Source organism: Sphingomonas hankyongi (assembly GCF_023516575.1).
Classification (GTDB): domain Bacteria; phylum Pseudomonadota; class Alphaproteobacteria; order Sphingomonadales; family Sphingomonadaceae; genus Sphingomicrobium; species Sphingomicrobium hankyongi.
Genome location: NZ_JAMGBE010000003.1, coordinates 285,375 through 302,951, shown reverse-complemented (window position 1 = coordinate 302,951; position 17,577 = coordinate 285,375). Strand labels below are relative to the sequence as shown.

General features: G+C 63.9%; 10 protein-coding genes. 1 reads left to right on the top strand and 9 read right to left on the bottom strand.

The window, feature by feature from the left end:
- Positions 1-94 precede the first annotated feature (94 nt).
- The 4 genes from putA to addA form a co-directional block, all read right to left on the bottom strand.
- Entirely contained in the window at positions 95-3,247 is a 3,153-nt protein-coding gene (putA, locus tag LZ538_RS09945) for a bifunctional proline dehydrogenase/L-glutamate gamma-semialdehyde dehydrogenase PutA (protein WP_249831861.1), read from the bottom strand.
- Positions 3,226-5,964, bottom strand: coding sequence for a preprotein translocase subunit SecA (gene secA / locus LZ538_RS09940; RefSeq protein ID WP_249831860.1), 2,739 nt, complete (start codon positions 5,962-5,964; stop codon positions 3,226-3,228). Before secA ends, putA begins: the two co-directional genes overlap by 22 nt.
- Before the next feature lie 228 nt (positions 5,965-6,192).
- Positions 6,193-6,513, bottom strand: coding sequence for a thioredoxin TrxA (gene trxA, locus LZ538_RS09935; protein WP_249831859.1), 321 nt, complete (start codon positions 6,511-6,513; stop codon positions 6,193-6,195).
- Positions 6,514-6,572: 59 nt separating this feature from the next.
- Positions 6,573-9,974, bottom strand: coding sequence for a double-strand break repair helicase AddA (gene addA, locus LZ538_RS09930; protein WP_249831858.1), 3,402 nt, complete (start codon positions 9,972-9,974; stop codon positions 6,573-6,575).
- 41 nt (positions 9,975-10,015) lie between these two features.
- On the opposite strand from addA, the gene LZ538_RS09925 reads away from it, so the two are divergent.
- Positions 10,016-10,159: a hypothetical protein gene (locus LZ538_RS09925; RefSeq protein WP_249831857.1), complete on the top strand. Its 144-nt coding sequence runs from the start codon at positions 10,016-10,018 to the stop codon at positions 10,157-10,159.
- A gap of 8 nt (positions 10,160-10,167) precedes the next feature.
- Here the strand turns inward: LZ538_RS09925 and addB are convergent, their stop codons facing one another.
- From addB to LZ538_RS09900, 5 genes are read right to left on the bottom strand one after another with little or no spacing between them, the layout of a single operon-like run.
- On the bottom strand, positions 10,168-13,044 hold the full coding sequence (gene addB / locus LZ538_RS09920; RefSeq protein WP_249831856.1) for a double-strand break repair protein AddB: 2,877 nt from the start codon (positions 13,042-13,044) through the stop codon (positions 10,168-10,170).
- Positions 13,037-13,798 (bottom strand): nucleotidyltransferase family protein, encoded by a 762-nt coding sequence (locus LZ538_RS09915; protein ID WP_249831855.1) that lies wholly within the window; start codon positions 13,796-13,798, stop codon positions 13,037-13,039. The genes addB and LZ538_RS09915 overlap by 8 nt, the downstream gene beginning before the upstream one ends.
- Entirely contained in the window at positions 13,795-14,793 is a 999-nt protein-coding gene (locus LZ538_RS09910; protein WP_249831854.1) for an aminoglycoside phosphotransferase family protein, read from the bottom strand. The genes LZ538_RS09915 and LZ538_RS09910 overlap by 4 nt, the downstream gene beginning before the upstream one ends.
- Positions 14,778-15,212, bottom strand: a complete 435-nt coding sequence (gene tsaE, locus LZ538_RS09905; protein WP_249831853.1) for a tRNA (adenosine(37)-N6)-threonylcarbamoyltransferase complex ATPase subunit type 1 TsaE — start codon at positions 15,210-15,212, stop codon at positions 14,778-14,780. Before tsaE ends, LZ538_RS09910 begins: the two co-directional genes overlap by 16 nt.
- The gene (locus tag LZ538_RS09900) at positions 15,209-17,572 is read right to left on the bottom strand and encodes a sensor histidine kinase (RefSeq protein ID WP_249831852.1); all 2,364 of its coding nucleotides are present in this window, start codon (positions 17,570-17,572) and stop codon (positions 15,209-15,211) included. The genes tsaE and LZ538_RS09900 overlap by 4 nt, the downstream gene beginning before the upstream one ends.
- Positions 17,573-17,577 lie beyond the last annotated feature (5 nt).

Here is a 17,577-nt window from a genome sequence, read left to right as displayed (position 1 = left end):
AGGCGTGCAGCCTGCGACCATGTTCGGGATCGTCGCTGCAAAGACCTCAAAAGTGCTGCAAAACCGCCGTTTCGCGCGACGAAGCTCGCTGGCGCTAGCCTTCGAGGGCAGCCATCAGGCTGGCATTGCCCCCGGCGGCAGTGGTATCGATGCAGGTCACGCGCTCGGTTGCGAACCGGGCGACATAATGGGGGCCGCCCGCCTTCGGGCCCGTGCCGGACAGGCCTTCGCCGCCGAAGGGCTGGCTTTCGACCACTGCACCGATCTGGTTTCGGTTGACGTAGAAATTGCCGACGCGCGCATGTTCCTCGACATAGTCACGAACCGTGTCGATGCGGCTCTGCAGGCCGAGCGTCAGGCCGAAACCGGTCGCGTTGATCTGCTCGACGACCTTGTCGAGCTCGTCGCCGGCAAATCGGACGACGTGGAGGATCGCGCCGAAATTCTCCTGGTTAAGCTGGCTCAGCGACTTGATTTCATAGAAGGCCGGGGCGACGAAACAGCCGTTCGCCGCCTCCTTCGGTGCCTTCAACCGGCAAATTTTCTTCGCGTTCTTGTCGAGCCACTTGAGGTGGTCATCGAGAACCTTCTTCGCAGCCTCGTCGATAACCGGGCCCACGTCGGTCGCAAGGTCGCTCGGGTCGCCTACCGTCAATGCTTCCATGGCGCCGGAGATCATCTCGATCATCCCGTCGGCGACCTCTTCCTGAACGAACAACACGCGCAAGGCCGAGCAGCGTTGGCCGGCGCTCTGGAAAGCCGAGGAGATGACGTCGCGAGTCACCTGCTCAGGCAGTGCCGAGCTATCGACGATCATCGCATTCTGGCCGCCTGTTTCTGCCACGAACGGAATGATCGGCCCGTCGCGTTCGGCCAACGTGCGGTTGATCGTCCGCGCAGTCTCCGTCGATCCCGTGAACACGACCCCGGCCAAAAGCGGGTGCGCGGTCAGCGTTCCGCCCACGACCCGCCCGGAGCCGGGTGCGAGCTGGACGATGTCCCTGGGAATCCCCGCCTTGTGCATCAGCTCGATCGCGAGCGCGCCGATCAGCGGTGTTTGCCCGGCAGGCTTTGCGATCACCGCATTGCCCGCAGCGAGCGGCGCCGAAACCAGGCCGGTGAAGATGGCGAGCGGGAAATTCCAGGGTGAAATGGCGCCGATCACGCCGCGGCCGTGCAACCGCAGCTCGTTCTGCTCCCCGGTGGGCCCAGGCAGGGGAAGAGGTTTTGTGAACTGGCGTCGCGCTTCGGACGCGTAGAAGCGCAGGAAATCGACGGCTTCGCGCACTTCGAGCACGCCGTCGATCAAAGTCTTGCCGGCTTCGCGAGTGCAAAGGGAGAAGAACTCTTCCGCATGCTCTTCGTAGAGGTCGGCGGCCCTTTCCAACAGCTGCGCGCGCCTTTCGCCGCCGAGCGAATCCCATTCGACCTGAGCAGCATGCCCGGCACGAACCATCCGATCGACCTCGTCGGCAGTCGCCTCGAAGGTCGTTCCGACGGTAATCCTATGGTCATGGGGCGATACGATTGCCCTACCCTCGCCCTTCCCGATCCCGGGCTTCGCGGTCCATGTGCGCGTATTTAGCGCCTCAAGTCGCTCCAACAGCGGCTCGCGGACCAAGGGGTCACTAAGGTCGACGCCAGCGCTGTTGCGGCGTTGAGCGCCGAATAGCTCGGTCGGCAGGACGATCTTCGGATTACGCTTGGGGTGAAGCGCACCAAGCTCGGCCACCGCGTCCTTGGTCAGTTCCTCAACCGAGACTTGCTCGTCGGCAATCCGGTTCACGAAGCTGGAGTTGGCGCCATTCTCAAGCAGGCGTCGCACGAGATAGGCGAGCAGCTCCTTGTGGCTTCCCACCGGTGCGTAAATGCGTACGGGCGTCGGCTTGTCGCCAATGCCTCGCTCGAGCTTGCTCAGCTCCTCGTAAAGCTCTTCGCCCATGCCGTGGAGGCGCTGAAACTCGAACGCCTTGCCATGCGCGAGTGCCTTCACCTGCCCGATCGTATTGGCATTATGGGTGGCGAAGGCCGGATAAATCACGTCGGTCGCGGCCAGCAGCTTCTTGGCGCAGGCGATATAGGAGACATCGGTGGCCACCTTGCGCGTGAACACCGGATAATCGGCCAGACCGCCGACCTGAGCCAGTTTGATCTCAGTGTCCCAATAGGCGCCCTTTACTAGGCGGACCATCAGCTTGCGGCGATGCGCCCTCGCTGCTTCGATCACCCAATCGCAAAGCGGCGCCGCGCGCTTCTGGTAGGCCTGGAGCGCCATCCCAAAGCCGCCCCAGCCATTGGAGAATAGCTCGCCGTCGGCGAGGAGCGCCTCGAACACATCCATCTGAAGCTCGAGCCGATCGGCTTCTTCGGCATCGATCGTGAAATGCACATCTGCCTTGGACGCCAACATCGCCAGCTCCCGGACGATCGGCACAACCGCCGCGACGGCCGCTTCCTGATGGCTCCACTCAAAGCGGGGATGAAGCGCGGTCAGCTTGACCGAAATGCCCGGCGAGCTCCTGAACCCAGCCTTCGCTTCCTTGGAGATGCGCTTCAACGCCGACCGATACGCTTCCGCATAGCGCTCGGCGTCCGCGAAGGTCTTTGCGGCTTCGCCCAGCATGTCGAAGCTGTGGCTCAGGCCCTGCTTACGCTCAGGTTCGGCGCGCTTGAGCGCTTCGTCGATGTCGCGGCCGAATACGAAATTCCGCCCGAGGATCTTCATTGCCTCTCGGACAGCCGTCCTCACGACCGGCTCACCAAGCCGCCCGACTGCGCGACCCAGGGCCGCGCGCCAGTTATCGCTCCGGTCCTGTGCTCCCTCGATCACCTTGCCTGTGAGCAGCAGCGAGAAGGTCGCCGCATTGACAAAAGCGGACTCGGAGCGGCCCAGCTTGTCCGACCAGTCGGGCCCCGAGAGCTTGTCTGCGATAAGCTCGTCAGCAGTGTGAGCGTCCGGAATGCGAAGAAGCGCCTCGGCGAGGCACATCATTGCGATGCCCTCTTCCGAGCCAAGGTCATAGGCCTGCAGGAATGCGTCGACACCCGAAGGCTTGTGGGCGCGCATGCCTTTGACCAGGGCGCGCGCCGTTGCTGTCGCCTCGCCGGCAAGCGATGGATCGAGCCTCGCCTGATCGAGCCGCTCGCGAACGACGGTTTCTTCGTCTGGGCGATAGGCGCGCCTGAGCGCGCCTCGATCAATCCGCGCGGCTTTCGCCACCGGGGTTACGCGATCTGCCCGTGGCAATGCTTGTACTTCTTGCCCGACCCGCACGGACAAGGCGCGTTGCGGCTCACCGGCGCCTCGACCACCCCGCCTTCCGCCTCGCGTTGAGGCAGCGAGGGCTGCGGAATGTTCGACAGCGGCGGGAGGTTGGATAGGATCGCGCCCGTGCTCGCATCGACATCGGCGGTATCGTCGTCGCCGGAGAAGGGATCGAGGTGCTGGGTAATGAAGTCGGGAAGCACCGGCATCGGCGGAGCATCGACCTGCACCTGGGCGCGCATCAGAAGGCGCGTGACCTCCTCGCGGATCGAGACCAGCAGCCGTTCGAACAGCAGGAAGGCCTCCTGCTTATATTCATCGATGGGCTTTTTCTGCGCGTAGCTGCGCAGGTGGATGACCTGGCGCAGCGCGTCGAGGGTCGCGAGATGCTCCTTCCAGTGATGGTCGAGCGTCTGGATTAGGATTTGCTTCTCGACGTTCCGCCAATTCTCGGCTTCGATGCTCTCGAGCTTGGCTGACATGCTCTCGTCGGCGAGTTGCTGGACGCGCTCGGCGACCATTTCCGGCTCGACGGCTTCTTCCTGCAGCCATTCGTCGACAGGCGGCTGGAGCCCGAACACGGCGTCGAGGCTGTCCTTCAGGCCCTCGACATCCCATTGTTCGGGATAAGTGCCCGGCGGGCAATGCACCGTGACGATCGCCGCGACCGTCTCCGCACGCATGTTGTCGATGACGTCGGTGACGCTTTCGGCATCCATGATGTCGGCGCGCTGCTCGTAGATGACCTTTCGCTGGTCATTCATGACGTCATCGAATTCGACGACCTGCTTACGGATGTCGTAATTGCGCGCCTCGACCTTCTTCTGGGCCGTCTCGATCGCCTTCGAGATCCACGGGCTGACGATCGCTTCGCCGTCCTCGAGATTCTTGTTCATCAGCCGCGCGAACATGGTCTGCGGGCCGAAGATGCGCAGCAGGTCGTCATCGAGGCTCAGATAGAAGCGCGAAAGGCCCGGATCGCCCTGACGACCGGAGCGGCCGCGCAACTGGTTGTCGATGCGGCGACTCTCGTGCCGCTCGGTCCCGAGGACGAACAAGCCCCCGTTGTCGAGCACCCTCTGCTTTTCCTCGGCGATTTCGGTGCGAACCTTCTCAGCCCGTGCGTCGAATTCCGGCGTTCCCTCGATCAGGTCCGGCGATTCGTCCTGCATCCGGAATTCGAGGTTGCCGCCGAGCTGGATGTCGGTGCCGCGGCCAGCCATGTTGGTGGCGATCGTGACCGCGCCCATGCGGCCCGCCTGGGCGACGATGTGCGCTTCCTGCTCGTGGAAGCGAGCATTGAGCACCGAATGCTTGATGCCTTCGCGCTGCAGAAATTCCGACAGCATCTCGGATTTTTCGATGGAGACCGTGCCGACCAGGACCGGCTGGCCCTTCTCCTGCCGCTCCTTGATCTCCTTGGCGATGGCCGCGAACTTGTCGTTGATGTTCTTGTAGAACTCGTCGTCCTCATCGACGCGCTGGACGGAGACGTTGGTCGGGATCGACACGACGTTCATCTTGTAGATGTCGAAGAATTCAGGCGCCTCGGTCATCGCCGTGCCGGTCATGCCCGACAGCTTGGGATACATTCGGAAGTAGTTCTGGAAGGTGATCGAAGCGAGCGTCTGGTTCTCGGGCTCGATGTCCACGCCTTCCTTGGCCTCGACGGCCTGGTGGAGGCCGTCAGACCAGCGCCGACCGTCCATCATGCGGCCGGTGAACTCATCGATGATGACGACCTTGCCGTCCTTCACGATGTAGTCGATGTCCCGCTTGAACATCACATTCGCCTTCAGCGACTGGTTCAAGTGGTGAACGACCTGCGTGTTGGCGATGTCGTAGAGGTTGCGCCCCTCGATCAGGCCGCGCGTCTCCAGCAGCCGCTCGGCCTTTTCGGTGCCTTCCTCGGTAAGGACCACCGACTTCTGCTTCTCGTCCTTCTCGTAATCGGCTTCGGTGAGCGTCTTCACGAGCTCGTCGACGGCAATGTAGAGGTCGGACTTGTCGTCGGTAGGACCTGAAATGATCAGCGGCGTCCGCGCCTCATCGATGAGGATGGAGTCGACCTCGTCCACGATCGCGAAATTGAAGGGGCGCTGCACCATCTGATCGCGCGAATATTTCATGTTGTCGCGCAGGTAATCGAACCCGAGCTCGTTGTTCGTCGCGTAGGTGATGTCCGAATTATAGGCGTCGCGCCGCTCCTGGTCTGACAGGTTCGGAACGATCACGCCCACAGTCATTCCCAGGAAACGGTAGATCTGGCCCATCCAGTCGGCGTCGCGGCGCGCGAGATAGTCGTTGACGGTGACGACGTGGACGCCCTTCCCTTCGAGGGCGTTGAGGTAAACCGCGAGCGTCGCGACGAGCGTTTTGCCCTCGCCCGTCTTCATTTCCGCGATCTCGCCCCGATGAAGGGCGATGCCGCCGATCAGCTGCACGTCGTAGTGACGCTGGCCGAGGGTCCGCTTCGCGGCCTCCCGGACCGTCGCGAATGCCTCCGGCAATATGCTGTCGAGCTTCTCGCCATTGGCGAGGCGCTGGCGGAATAGTTCGGTCTGACCGCGGAGATCGTCATCGCTGAGCGCCATGACCGACGATTCGAGGTTGTTTACGGCGTCAACATATTTGCCGAGACCGCGCACATAGCGGTCGTTGGCCGATCCGAAGATGCTCTTTGCCAATCCGGCGAACATGGAAATCCCTTAAAAGCCCGCGCGTTCAAGAAGGGGCGGAAGTCCTCTCGCCGACGCTGGGAAACTGTCGGCGGCGATGTAAGGAGCGGCCCTGCCGTAGTCAATTGAAGCGGAGACGAAGATGGGACTTACCGGAGGGTGCATGTGCGGAAACGTGCGGTTCCGGCCCGACACACGCGGGCTCGCCGGAACCGAACCTCCCGATGACAGCTCCCTCGTCGGCGGCGCTTAGATGTTACCCTCAATCCACTGCTGGATCTGGCTCCGTGGAGCGGCCCCGACCTTTTGGGCGATCGGCTGGCCGCCCTTGAACAGCAACATCGTCGGAATGCCGCGAACGCCGTAACGGCCAGGGGTGTCGGGATTCTCGTCGATGTTCAGCTTAGCGACGGTGACCTTGTCGCCGAGCTCGTTCGAAATTTCCTCGAGCGCCGGCGCGATCATACGGCAAGGACCGCACCATTCCGCCCAAAAATCTACCAGCACCGGCCCGTCCGCCCCCAAGACGTCGCTTGCGAAACTCTGGTCGGTGACAGTCTTGGTAGCCATGGCGGCGAATCTCCTCGCGTAGAACGTTAACAAGCATATGGTGTCTCGACTTGCGCCTCTCAAGCCGCAAGTTCAAACAGCTGCGGGCCGGCCGTATAAAGCAAGGTCGCGCGGACTAGCCGACCGGGGAAGATTATTCTGAGCGCTTCGACATAGGCGCTCATCTGGGCACGGTGAGAGGCCGGAATCTGCTCTTCGTTTGTCGGTACCCTGCCCGTCTTGAAGTCGATCACCTGGACTTCGTCATCGCTCACCAGCAATCGGTCGACGGTGCCCGCAATCACACGCCCGTCCGGCAGTGTTGCCGCAAGGGGTGCCTCGCCTAACGACTGAGGACCGAAAAGTGCCGAAAAGCGCGGGTCGGCAACAAGCCGGCAGACCAGCTGTGTGAGTTCGTCCCGCTCGCCGGGATCGGTGACCCCGCCGCTACGCTCGAGCCACCGCAATGCGGCCGCACGACGCTCGTCCGCGGCTACGGCCGGCAAACGCTCCAGCAGTTGGTGGATCAGCACGCCTCTACGTGCCGCCGCGCGCATCGCATCGCTTGGAGGAAGCGCCGCTTCATCGTCGACAGCCACAGCAGAGGGTGCAAGCGGCTGCGGTGGACGCGCCTCCTTGGGCGCCGCCTGAACAGCCCAGGAAGGAATGAAGATCGAAGGCAGTTGCGGCTTGGTCGGACGCGACCGAGGTATGGACGCCACACCGCCGCCATGGACTAGTCCGCCCCCTTCGTTCTCGGTCGCTCCAAGAGAGGTTAGACCTCGCTCGACGGCGCGATGCCAGCAGTTCGCAGGGAGGTCCTTCGTCGGAGCAACACCGGCAACGATAAGCCTGTCCGCAGCCCGTGTCATTGCGACGTAAAGGAGCCTCCAATGCTCTTCGAGGTCCCGCTGTTCCTGCAGCGCGATCAACTCGGCGAAGGGCGAAATTCGCTCATCCTTCTTAGGGCGGACGAACGGGAGCGTGCCGACCTCCGGGAAAGGAAAATCCACGCTCAGCGGAGTCCGGCCCAGACGGGCGGGATCGGCGGTGGCATCGGCGAGAATGACGACAGGAGCCTCCAGGCCCTTGGCGCCATGCACCGTCATGACGCGCACTTCGTTGGCCGGCATCCCAGGGTCGCGCTGCATGTCCACTTCCCCCCGCGAGAACCAGGACAGGAACCCGTCTAGCGACGAAGTCTCGTTGCGCTCGAACTCGAGCGCGCTGTTCATCAGCTCATCGATCGGATCGCGCGACGCCATTCCAAGGCGGGAGTAAAGCTTACGCCTGCCCTGAAGTGGGCCGGTCAGTATCGTCTCGAGGAAACGCGAAGGCGTGACGAAGTCGGCGATCCGGAGCAGCTCGGACAGCTGCGCGCGCGCCCGCTCGAACAATAGGCCCTCTGCCGCACGGTCGCGCAGCTCAGACCAAAGACTGCCATCACGACCATAAGCGAGCTCGCGGAGCTGGTCCTGGTCCCAGCCAAAGAGTGGAGAGACGAGAAGGCAGGCAAGGCTAAGATCGTCGGACGGCTGGACCGCAAAACGAACGGCGGCGAGCAAATCCTGGACCGCAAGCGGCTCATGCAGATGCAGCCGGTCGAGGCCGGCAACGGGCACACCCGCCGAGAACAGGCGCGCGACCAGCAGCGAGGCCAATTCGCCCCGGCTTCTTACGAGGACTAGGATGTCGCCTGGGCTCAGCTGGCGTCCCGTGGAAGCGAGCGCCGGAGCCTCCTCGACAAGGTCTCGGATCCGCTGCGCAAGCTGGCCGGCGTACATGCGGTCGCGCACATCTACCCAACGCTCTTCGCCCTCCTCCTCATCGTCCTCGATCTCGTCAAAAGCGAAGGGCTTCCAGAGCTCAACCTGCCCTGGCCGGGCGGAATGGAACGCGCGATGCGCCGGGGGCTGGTCCGGCAACCCCAGCGATGCGTAACCCAGCTCATCGATCACTGCATCGACGGTATCGAGGACGGGCTGCGCCGACCTGAAACTGGCGGCGATCGACAGGTCGCGAAATTCAAGCGCCCGCTGCGCAGCTACGTCAAACAAGTCCTCGGCATCGCGCAATGCATTGGACTTTGCCCGGAAGTCACGACGCGCGCGGTCGAATTCGGAGGGATCGGTTCCCTGGAAGCCGTAGATCGCCTGCTTGAAGTCCCCCACGGTGAAAAGAGTGCGCCACCGAGCCTCGCTTTCGCTCGCACCGGTGAAAAATTCATCGACGAGGTGACGAACGATTTCCCATTGGTCGGCGTTGGTGTCCTGGGCCTCGTCGATCAGCACATGATCGATCTGCCTGTCGAGCTTGTAGCGGACCCAGTCGCCCATCCCTGGCGTAGCGAGCAGTCGTCGGGTCCAATCAATCAGGTCGTTGAAATCCGCGACGCCGGCGGTGCGCTTTGCACGCGTGTAAGCGGCTGCGAAGGCCTGACCTGCGCGCAGCCCCGCCGCCATGTCGGCGGCGATGCGTGCACCGTTCTGGATACGCAGCAGCTCTCCGATCAGATTGGCCAAGCGCCCGGCGTGGGATTCATAGTGCGGTTCGGCCTTGGTCTGGCCCGCTGAAACCCGAAGCGTCTGCTTTTCGGTTAGAACGACCTTGCGGAGCTTCTGGAGTTGCGCCGCCCGCTCGATGGGGGTGAGCCCGAGCCACTCTTCGATAGCCTCAGCGTGCGCGATTCCGGTTTGCGCGCCCCATCTGCGATTGGCGTCCGCAACTGCCCGCAGGAGCTCGCAGTCGAAGCCCTCATCGCCGCAATTGGCCGCGATATATTCTTCCGGGGATCCTTCGGGCAGGTCCATCATCCGCCGCACAGTCGGCTCGATCGCATCTCGCGGTCCAATGGAGCCAAGCGCATCGGAGCGCCTGGCACAGACTTGCAGATACTCAACTGCGCCGGTCTCGCCGAGACGGCGGCTCAGGCACTGAACATCCTTGATCAATTGCGCGTCGCCGCTCGCTTCTGCATCGGTCAAAAGGTCTGCAAGCGTGCGGCGCACGAGTTCCTGCTCCGCGCGCCCCTCGATCGGCTGGAAGCCAGGTATGATCCCGGCTTCCATCGGAAATGCAGCAAGCAAGGACTGAGCGAAGCTGTGGATCGTCTGGATCTTGAGCCCGCCGGGGCAATCCAGCACTTTGGCGAACAATTGGCGAGCGCGTTGCCGTGTGGCCGGATCGTTGCATTCGCGCACGTGGAGCAGATCCGTGCCCAGCTCGCTGTCTTTCAGCCGGACCCAGCTTGCCAGGCGTGCCCCCACGCGGTTCGCCATTTCCGCCGCAGCTGCCTTTGTGAACGTCAGGCACAGGATCGATTCCGGGCGCGCGCCCTGCAAAAGCAGTCGTAAGACCCGCGCCGTCAGGACTTGAGTTTTTCCTGTCCCGGCGGATGCCGAAAGCGCCGCATGCGCCCCCGGATCGGCAGCGCTCGCCTGTGTGGGATCGAGTTCCGGAAGTGGCCTGAAACGCGCGGTCACGCCGCTTCCCAATCTTCGCCGTTCACCATACAGACCGAGGCATGACCAATGACGAATCCGAAAAAGCGAGTGAGGAACGCCGCCAGAAACTGGTGAAGGCAGGCGTCGCGGTCGGCATCGGCTCGGCGGCGATCGTCGCAGCCCTGCTTTACGCGTCCAAGGTCAAGAAAAAGCCGAAGCGCTAAGCTGCTCCTCATCCGCGGCCGTACCATTCCTCCAGCCGCATGAGCTGGTCATAGTCGCCATAGGGCGCATAGGCCGGGTTCAGCTTTGCCGTGAACGGCTCGGTGCCCGTAAGCCATCTCTGCGCCGCGCGGGCGAAGGCAAAATAGCTCCGCGCCAAGAATTCGTCAGCGCCAGTCTTCTCGTCAGCCCGCATTAGCTTGCCGAAACGGCCCTTGTGCCGGGTAAGCGACCAATATTCGAATGCTTCGGGTTCACCGCTCACGCCCTCGAACCCGCCGGCGCGAGCAATCAGTCCCAGCAAGCCGAGCTGCAGGGCAAACCCGGCATCCACGGCCTTTTGTCGCGGCGGAGCGCCGGTCTTGTAATCGATGATCGCTATGCCGCCGTCCGCGAGCCGATCGATCCGGTCGGCACGTCCGTGCACGGTGATGCCAGCTAGGCTGGCCTCGCCCGAGATCTCCGCCGCAAGAGGCCGCCTTCCCGCTTTTCGATTGGCTCGCTCGAGTTCGGCCATCCAGTCGATCGCTTCGAGGAGACGCGGAGCCCATAACGCTCTCAGCATCGGGTGGATCGCCTCGCCCGCAAGCAGCTGCTCGGCACGGCCTCGAAGCTTAGCGGGATCGCAATCGTCTTCTTGAAGCCAGTCTTCGAAGACCTGGTGAACGGCCGTGCCCTTCCATCGCGCCGTATGGTCGTCGTCGACCGGATCCAGCGCGCGCAATTTGAGGATTGCCTGCGCGTAGAAGGCGAAAGGGTCCGCGTTGAGCCGATCTACCGAGGTGATGGAAATTCGATCCGGACGCTGTTCGACAGGCGGCTGCGGGGCGGGACGGCTGACAGGTCGCGGCATCCCCGGATCGTCGAGCACCGCTGTCATTCGCTCAAGCCGCACGTCGTGCGCCAGACCCCCGGTCATTGCCTGCAGGCGAAGGAGGAAGCGCGAGGCGACGGTTGGCGAGCGTCCGTCTCGACGAGCCCGGGTAATCAACACCTGGGGAGCTCCAAGCGCACTGGCGAAGTCGTGAGCGGACAGGCCGATGCGGAATTCGAGCCCCGGCATGCCGAGCGCCGATCGCACCTTGGGGGGCAACCAGGGATCCGGCGATGGCAAGGCCGGCCAGACACCCTCGTTAAGGCCCCCGAGCACGATGAGGTCCGCGTGCTGCAGCCGTGCTTCGAGCAAGCCCCAGATAGAGATGCGGGGATGCCCGCCATAGGGCGGGCGAATGGACTGAGCACTGAGCAGCTGGCGCAATAAAGGGAGCGCGTCCGTTGGCTCGATCGTGAGGGTGCGAGCCGTTTCTGAAGCCTGCAAGCCGCCAAGCAACTCCGCGGCAGCGCGACCCGCCGGACCACGCCACGCCCTGTCAGAAGCAAGGCTCTCGACCGCTTCGACCAAATGGGTCGCGAAGTCGGCGAGGGAGACGGGACCGGTAATCAGATCCTGCAAAAGCTGTATCTTGCGGCGCACCGGCTCCCAGCGGCCCGTGACCTTCTTCTCCCCGAAATGCGCGTCCAGCCCCGCCAGTCCCGGCGCAGGCCGCGGCCCTCTCAATGCGCGATCGAGGGCGCGCACGACGTCGAGCCAACGAACCCGCTCCTCACCCTCTCCGCCGACGAGTGGATGCTTGGCCAGGGACATCAATGGGACAGGCGCCAGTTCCTCGGCCGCTGCGCTGGCAATGCCCAGAAGCAGCGTCCCTGCGGGCGTCTCGGACAGCGGCGTGCCGGCACTGTCGTCTGCCGCGATGTCCCATCGCGCGAGCAGCGCTGACACACGCCTCGCGAGATGCCGGTCGGGAGTCACGAGCGCAGCCGTCCTGCCTGGGGTTTCGAGCGCCTCGCGCAAGGCCAGGGCGATGGCCTGCGCTTCGGAGGCGGGATCGGGTAATTCCGCAAGGCGGATTCCGGTCAGCCGCCGCTCAGGGGCGGGCAGGTGCTCCCATTTGTGGGAGAAATCCGGTGCGGTCATCGCATTGGCGACGGCGCGCCCGCGCTTCGCCGATGAGGCCGAACGACCCGCGTTGCGCCACGGCTCGACCTCGCCCCGTGCCACGCCCATCCGGTCGAGCATCAGCTTCAGGTGGAATTGCGGGTGCGTCTGTTCCGACCCGAGCACATCCCATTCCTCGTCCGGCATGACATCCGCCAGGCTCAGGGCGGGAAGCACGACCATTCCGCCAGGCATATACGCTACGCGTGCCATCAAGGCGGCCACCGCCGGCGCAGCCGTGGTGATGCCGGCAGCGACGGTGAATCCTTCGGGCGGGCTATCGCGCCAGCGATCGGCAAGCCGGCGTAGCAGGCGGTTTCGCCTCTCGGTGAGATCGATCCTGCCACGCTGCGCCAAGACGACAGGCCATTTTTCTATGACTTTCTGTAGCCTTGAGAGCGATTTCTCCCAGTGGTTCGCAAGATCGTCGGTCTCCGCGACGGCGGTTCGCAGCTGGGGCGGATCGATGTCCTCGATCTGCAATGCATCGAGCGTTCGACCGACCTCTCCCGAAAGGCGCGCTGCCTCCGCAGTGCTCTCGTCGCCAAGCCGCACCAGGCCGATGAGCGTCAGCAGTCGTTCGAGCGGGTCGATCGCGGCTGGGATCGGCTCATCGTCGATGACCTCCAGCGCACCGCCAATTCTCTCGTCCAGCTGCGGATCGCCTATCGGAATCAGTCGCGGCAGCAACAATCCGGTCCCGCTGACCCGCACGAACGCGTCGGTGACTGCGCGCACGGCGCGGTTGTTCGGCAAGAGTATCCGGCCCCGCGCCAGCCCGAGCGGCTCCGCTCCGAAGCGCTGCAGAAGGCCTGCCGCAAGTGAATCGGCGAACGAACGATGGCCCGGAATCGAATAGACGGCGGGTCGCTCCGCGGCCCGGTCAGGCATCCTGCAGCGCAGCTTCCGTCAGAGGGATAGACGTCGGAGTCCCGACGTCGAACCACAGGCCCTGGTGAACGGCCCCGAAGCAGCGCCCCTCATCGATGGCGCGATTCCAGAGGATGTTCGTCGAGAACGGCCCATCCGGCGCATCGCGCAGCAGGCGCTTCGACACCATCTGAACGCCAGTGAAGACGAACGGCGCGACATGGCTCTTCGCGCGTCGCCTCACGCGGCCCGTGCGGTCCATATGGAAATCGCCAATCCCATGATGATTCTCGGCGCGCGCGAGCGGCACCAGCAGAAGGAGCGCGTCCATCCTCTCATCGTCCCATTGCGAGGCGAGCAGCTTCAGGGTGTCGGCAGGGCCATCGATCCATAGATTGTCGCTATTGATCGCGAGGAACGGATCGCTGTCGATCAGCGGCGCGGCCTTGACGAGCCCGCCCCCGGTTTCGAGCAAAAGCGACCGTTCGTCCGAAATGACGATCTCGAGGCCGCTTGCCCGGCTCGAGAGATGCGCCTCGAGCGCGTCCGCGAGGTAGTGGACATTGACGACGACCCTTTGGACGCCAGCGATCCGCAGCCGCTCGAGCACATGGTCGAGCAGCGCCTTCCCCGCGACTTCGATCAGCGGCTTCGGCTTCGTGGCCGTCAGCGGGCGCATCCTCTTGCCCAGTCCTGCGGCCATGATCATCGCTGTATTCGGTACCCGCGCAGGGACTTCCGCGCGAAGCCTCAATGCCTTGCGGGCCTGGCTCATGCCGCCTCACTCCAGGGCTCGCGCCGAAACTCGAGCGGCAGGTGCTCGTCGAACCACGCCTTGACCGGCTCCAGGTTAGGCTGCGCAAGGTCGCGCTCGAGAAGACCCCACATGCGCGGCTGGAAACGACGGTAATGCGGCTTGTTGTCCCGCTTCCACAGGCGCGTGAAAACGCCGAGGATGCGCGTATTGCGCTGTGCGGCGAGCGCCCAATAGGCCTGCTCGAAGCGCTGATCCTGCCCAGTCGCGGCTACGTAGCGGGCAATCATGGCGTCCTCGATCTCTTCCGGAACGTCCCGACGGGCGTCCTCGAGAACCGACGCAAGATCGTAAGCCGGATGGCCGGCCAGGGCGTCCTGGAAGTCCAGAAGGCCGAAATGCTCGACGCCCGCGCGCCCTTCGACCAGCATGACATTCTCGGCATGATAGTCGCGCAGTACCGTTACGGGGCTAAGGCCGTCCTCGGCGACCGGTTTCAGGGCGCCTTGCCATGCGGCCTGGTAAGCCTGCGCATCCACCTCCAATCCGACCGCGGGGCAGTACCAGTCGGTGAAAAGCTTCAGCTCCTCCAGCCATTGCTCGAGGCTGTGAACCTTCAATCCGGGCATGGGCGGGTGCTGGTGCAGATGGACCAGGACATCCGTGGCAAGTGCGTAGAGGTCCTTCTCCCGACGGGGATCGTCGTCGAGGAACTCCCTCAGCCTCCAGTCACCGAAGTCGGCGAGCAGGAGCATGCCCTTTTCCAAGTCGCGAGCGAGAATCTGCGGAGCGCTCAAACCCACCGACGCAAGCCATTCGGCCACCGCGACGAATGGCCGCGGATCCTCGTGCGGCGGGGGCGCATCCATCAGCACCGCAGTGTCATCGCCGCGCACTACTCGGAAGTAACGACGGAAAGACGCATCCCCCGCAAGCGGAAGGATCTCGGCACCCTGCCAGCCACAACCGGCAAGGAAATCATGCGCATGCGCGGGGGGACTCATGGAAACGGCCATCGGCCCTCCCATGACGGGGGCACCTTCGCTGTCAAGATTCTGTAGCCTTTCTCGCCGAAGTCCAACGCCAGAGCGAGCGCATCGGGCCATGCATTCTCGCCCGCCCGATCAGGCCATTCGACCAGAAGCACCGCGTCAGCGACGGAATCCAGGCCAAGCTCGTCCAGCTCGGATTCGTCCTCAAGCCGATACAGGTCGACATGCCAAACGGGCGGTTCCAGCTGCTCGTACGGCTGCACGATCGAGAAGCTCGGGCTTGGCACTTCCCCCTCATGTCGAAGTGCCCCGATGAAACCGCGAGCAAACGCCGTCTTGCCGACTCCAAGGGGGCCTGAAAGCGTGATCACGTCGCCAGGCCGGGCCACCGTTGCGAGTCGCGCGCCGGCAGCTGCGGTCGCAGCCTCGTCCTCGAGGTTCATTGAAGCCCGCGCGGCACAGTCAGTGTGACGGTGGTCCCCTTCCCCTTCTTGGATTCGAGCTCGACCGTCCCGCCGTGTGCCTCAATGAATTGGCGGGTCAGCGGCAACCCCAGGCCGAGCGCCGCCTCACCCCGAACATTCTCCTCAACAACGCGGTCGAACCGATTGAATACGCGTGGTAAATCCTTGGCGGCGATGCCCGAGCCATTGTCGCTGATCCGAACGACGGCCTTGTCCTCATCGCCATCCGCCTCAAGCCGGATGCGACCCTTTCGGTCAGTGTAGGCGATGGCATTTTGCAGGACGTGCTCGACCGACTCCCGCAGTCGTCGGACGTCGCCGATCACGAATCCGGCGGCGGGGGAAATCTCGATATCGAGGCGCTGCGACTTCTCGTCGGCCCGCGCTCGTGCGACATCTGCGGCAGCCCGGCAGAGGCCGCCGATGTCGACGCGCTCACGCTCCAGGGCCACCGGGCGGCCATCTGCCGTCGTCAGGTCGAGCACGTCGTCGACGAGCTTCGAAAGGCGGCCAACGGCTTCCATGATGGCCGCAACATAGTCGGAGGCCTTCGCGGTCAGCTTGCCTGCGTAGCCGGCCTCAAGCATCTCCGCGAAGCCGCCGATCGACGTCAGAGGCGTGCGGAGCTCGTAACTCATGTTCGCGACGAAGTCGGTCTTCACGCGATCCGCTTCCTCGAGCGCAGCGGCTCGTTCCCGAAGCGCCGACTCGATGCGGGTCGAATCCGTCACGTCGACCATCGTGAAGAGCGCATTCCCGTCCGGGAGCGGCACCGCGGCAAACTGGAAATGCCTGCCATCGGTCATCGAGACCCGGCCGTTTGCCGACTGTCGCTCATTCGTCGTCTGCCGCACCATCTCCCGGATTTGCGCGGCGGCAGTCGGGTTGACGAGCTTACGGGCCATGGCGGGAACGAGCTCGTCCACGCGCGGGTGCTCGGCAAGCCATTCCTCGTCGAGATCCCAATCCTCGCGGAAACGTCGATTCCAGAGGTACAGCCGACCGTCGCTCGCGAATACGCTGATGGCCTCGAAGAGGTTGTCGAAGGTCGCCGAGCGAACCCGCAACAGGGTATCGCGGGCGGACGCGAGACGGAGCTGCTCAGTCCTATCCTCCAGGATGAGCCGGAGACCGCCATCCGGCAGCGGCTGGGCGACGACGCGAATATGGTCGCCGCCGGGAAGCATCCACTCCTCCTCGATGACCTCTTCAGGGCTCGTGAACCATCCACGCCGCTCCGACTTCCACACGGGAAAGTCGCGCGCCTCAGGCAGGCGCTGGTTGTCGCGCATGCGCTCGAGGATGCGATCGAATTCCGGATTCTCACCGAGCCACTCGGGATCGAGTTGGGCCATCACGGCGAACGGCCGGTTGAAGAAACTCAGGTTTCTTTCCGCGTCGAACTGCGCCGTGCCCGCCGTCATCCGGTCCGCCAGCTCACGCTGGGATTCCATGTGGCGCAACAATTCGGTCCGCGCGTCCTCGAGATCCTGCACGTCGATCGCAAACCCCGCGACCGCGCCCGTCGAGAGCGGCACATTGACGACGCGGAGCATCCGCCGCTCACCGCGAATGATGGCGGGTTGCATCCGCGAGCTGATGCGCTCGCCTTCCAGAGCCTTGCGAGCCGCGGCGACCGCGCTTTCCTCTCCGCCGGCATCGATGAGTTCGAGACCATTTGCGATCACGCTTGCAGCATCTTCCCCTTCGACGGCGTGGACGAAAGCGCTGTTGACCAGTCCCAGCTTCAGGTCCGGCCCACGGTACCACATGGGAAATGGAGCGGCCTCAATCAGCTGTGTGAGCGAATTGAGCGCCCCTTCGGTCTGCCGCAGCCGCAACGCAATGCGCGCCCGGTCCTCTTCGCTGACACTTGTATCGAAAAACCACAGAAGCAGGCTGCCGACCGGTTCCGGCTCGGGCGCAGGCGCTCCCCGGACTTCGAACACCCGCGGCGACCCATTCGCGCGCACCTTGCAGGAGATTTCTCCCGCCGAAACCCGCGCGGCCTGTATCTCTTCGGCGAGCAGCGCAAGATCGTCAGCGACAAGCCCGCTATCGTTGCCGCAAAGATCGGAAAGCCGCTCAGGCGGCGACTTGAGGCCGAGGTCGCGCATCAAACGCTCATCGGCCTCAACCCGATCGTCAGGTCTCACCAGAAGGGGCCGTGCGGGCGTGCGCTCAAGAAGGGACTTTGTGCTTCGCGCTGTCCCCAGGACCTGTTCAGCGAGTTGCAACCGCTTGGCCGCGCGAACGGCGAGCGTGAAGGCGAGCGCAAGCCACAAAAGGCTGAGCGCAACGACTGCCCACACAACCCCCGCCGATCCCATGCTCCCCATGCCCA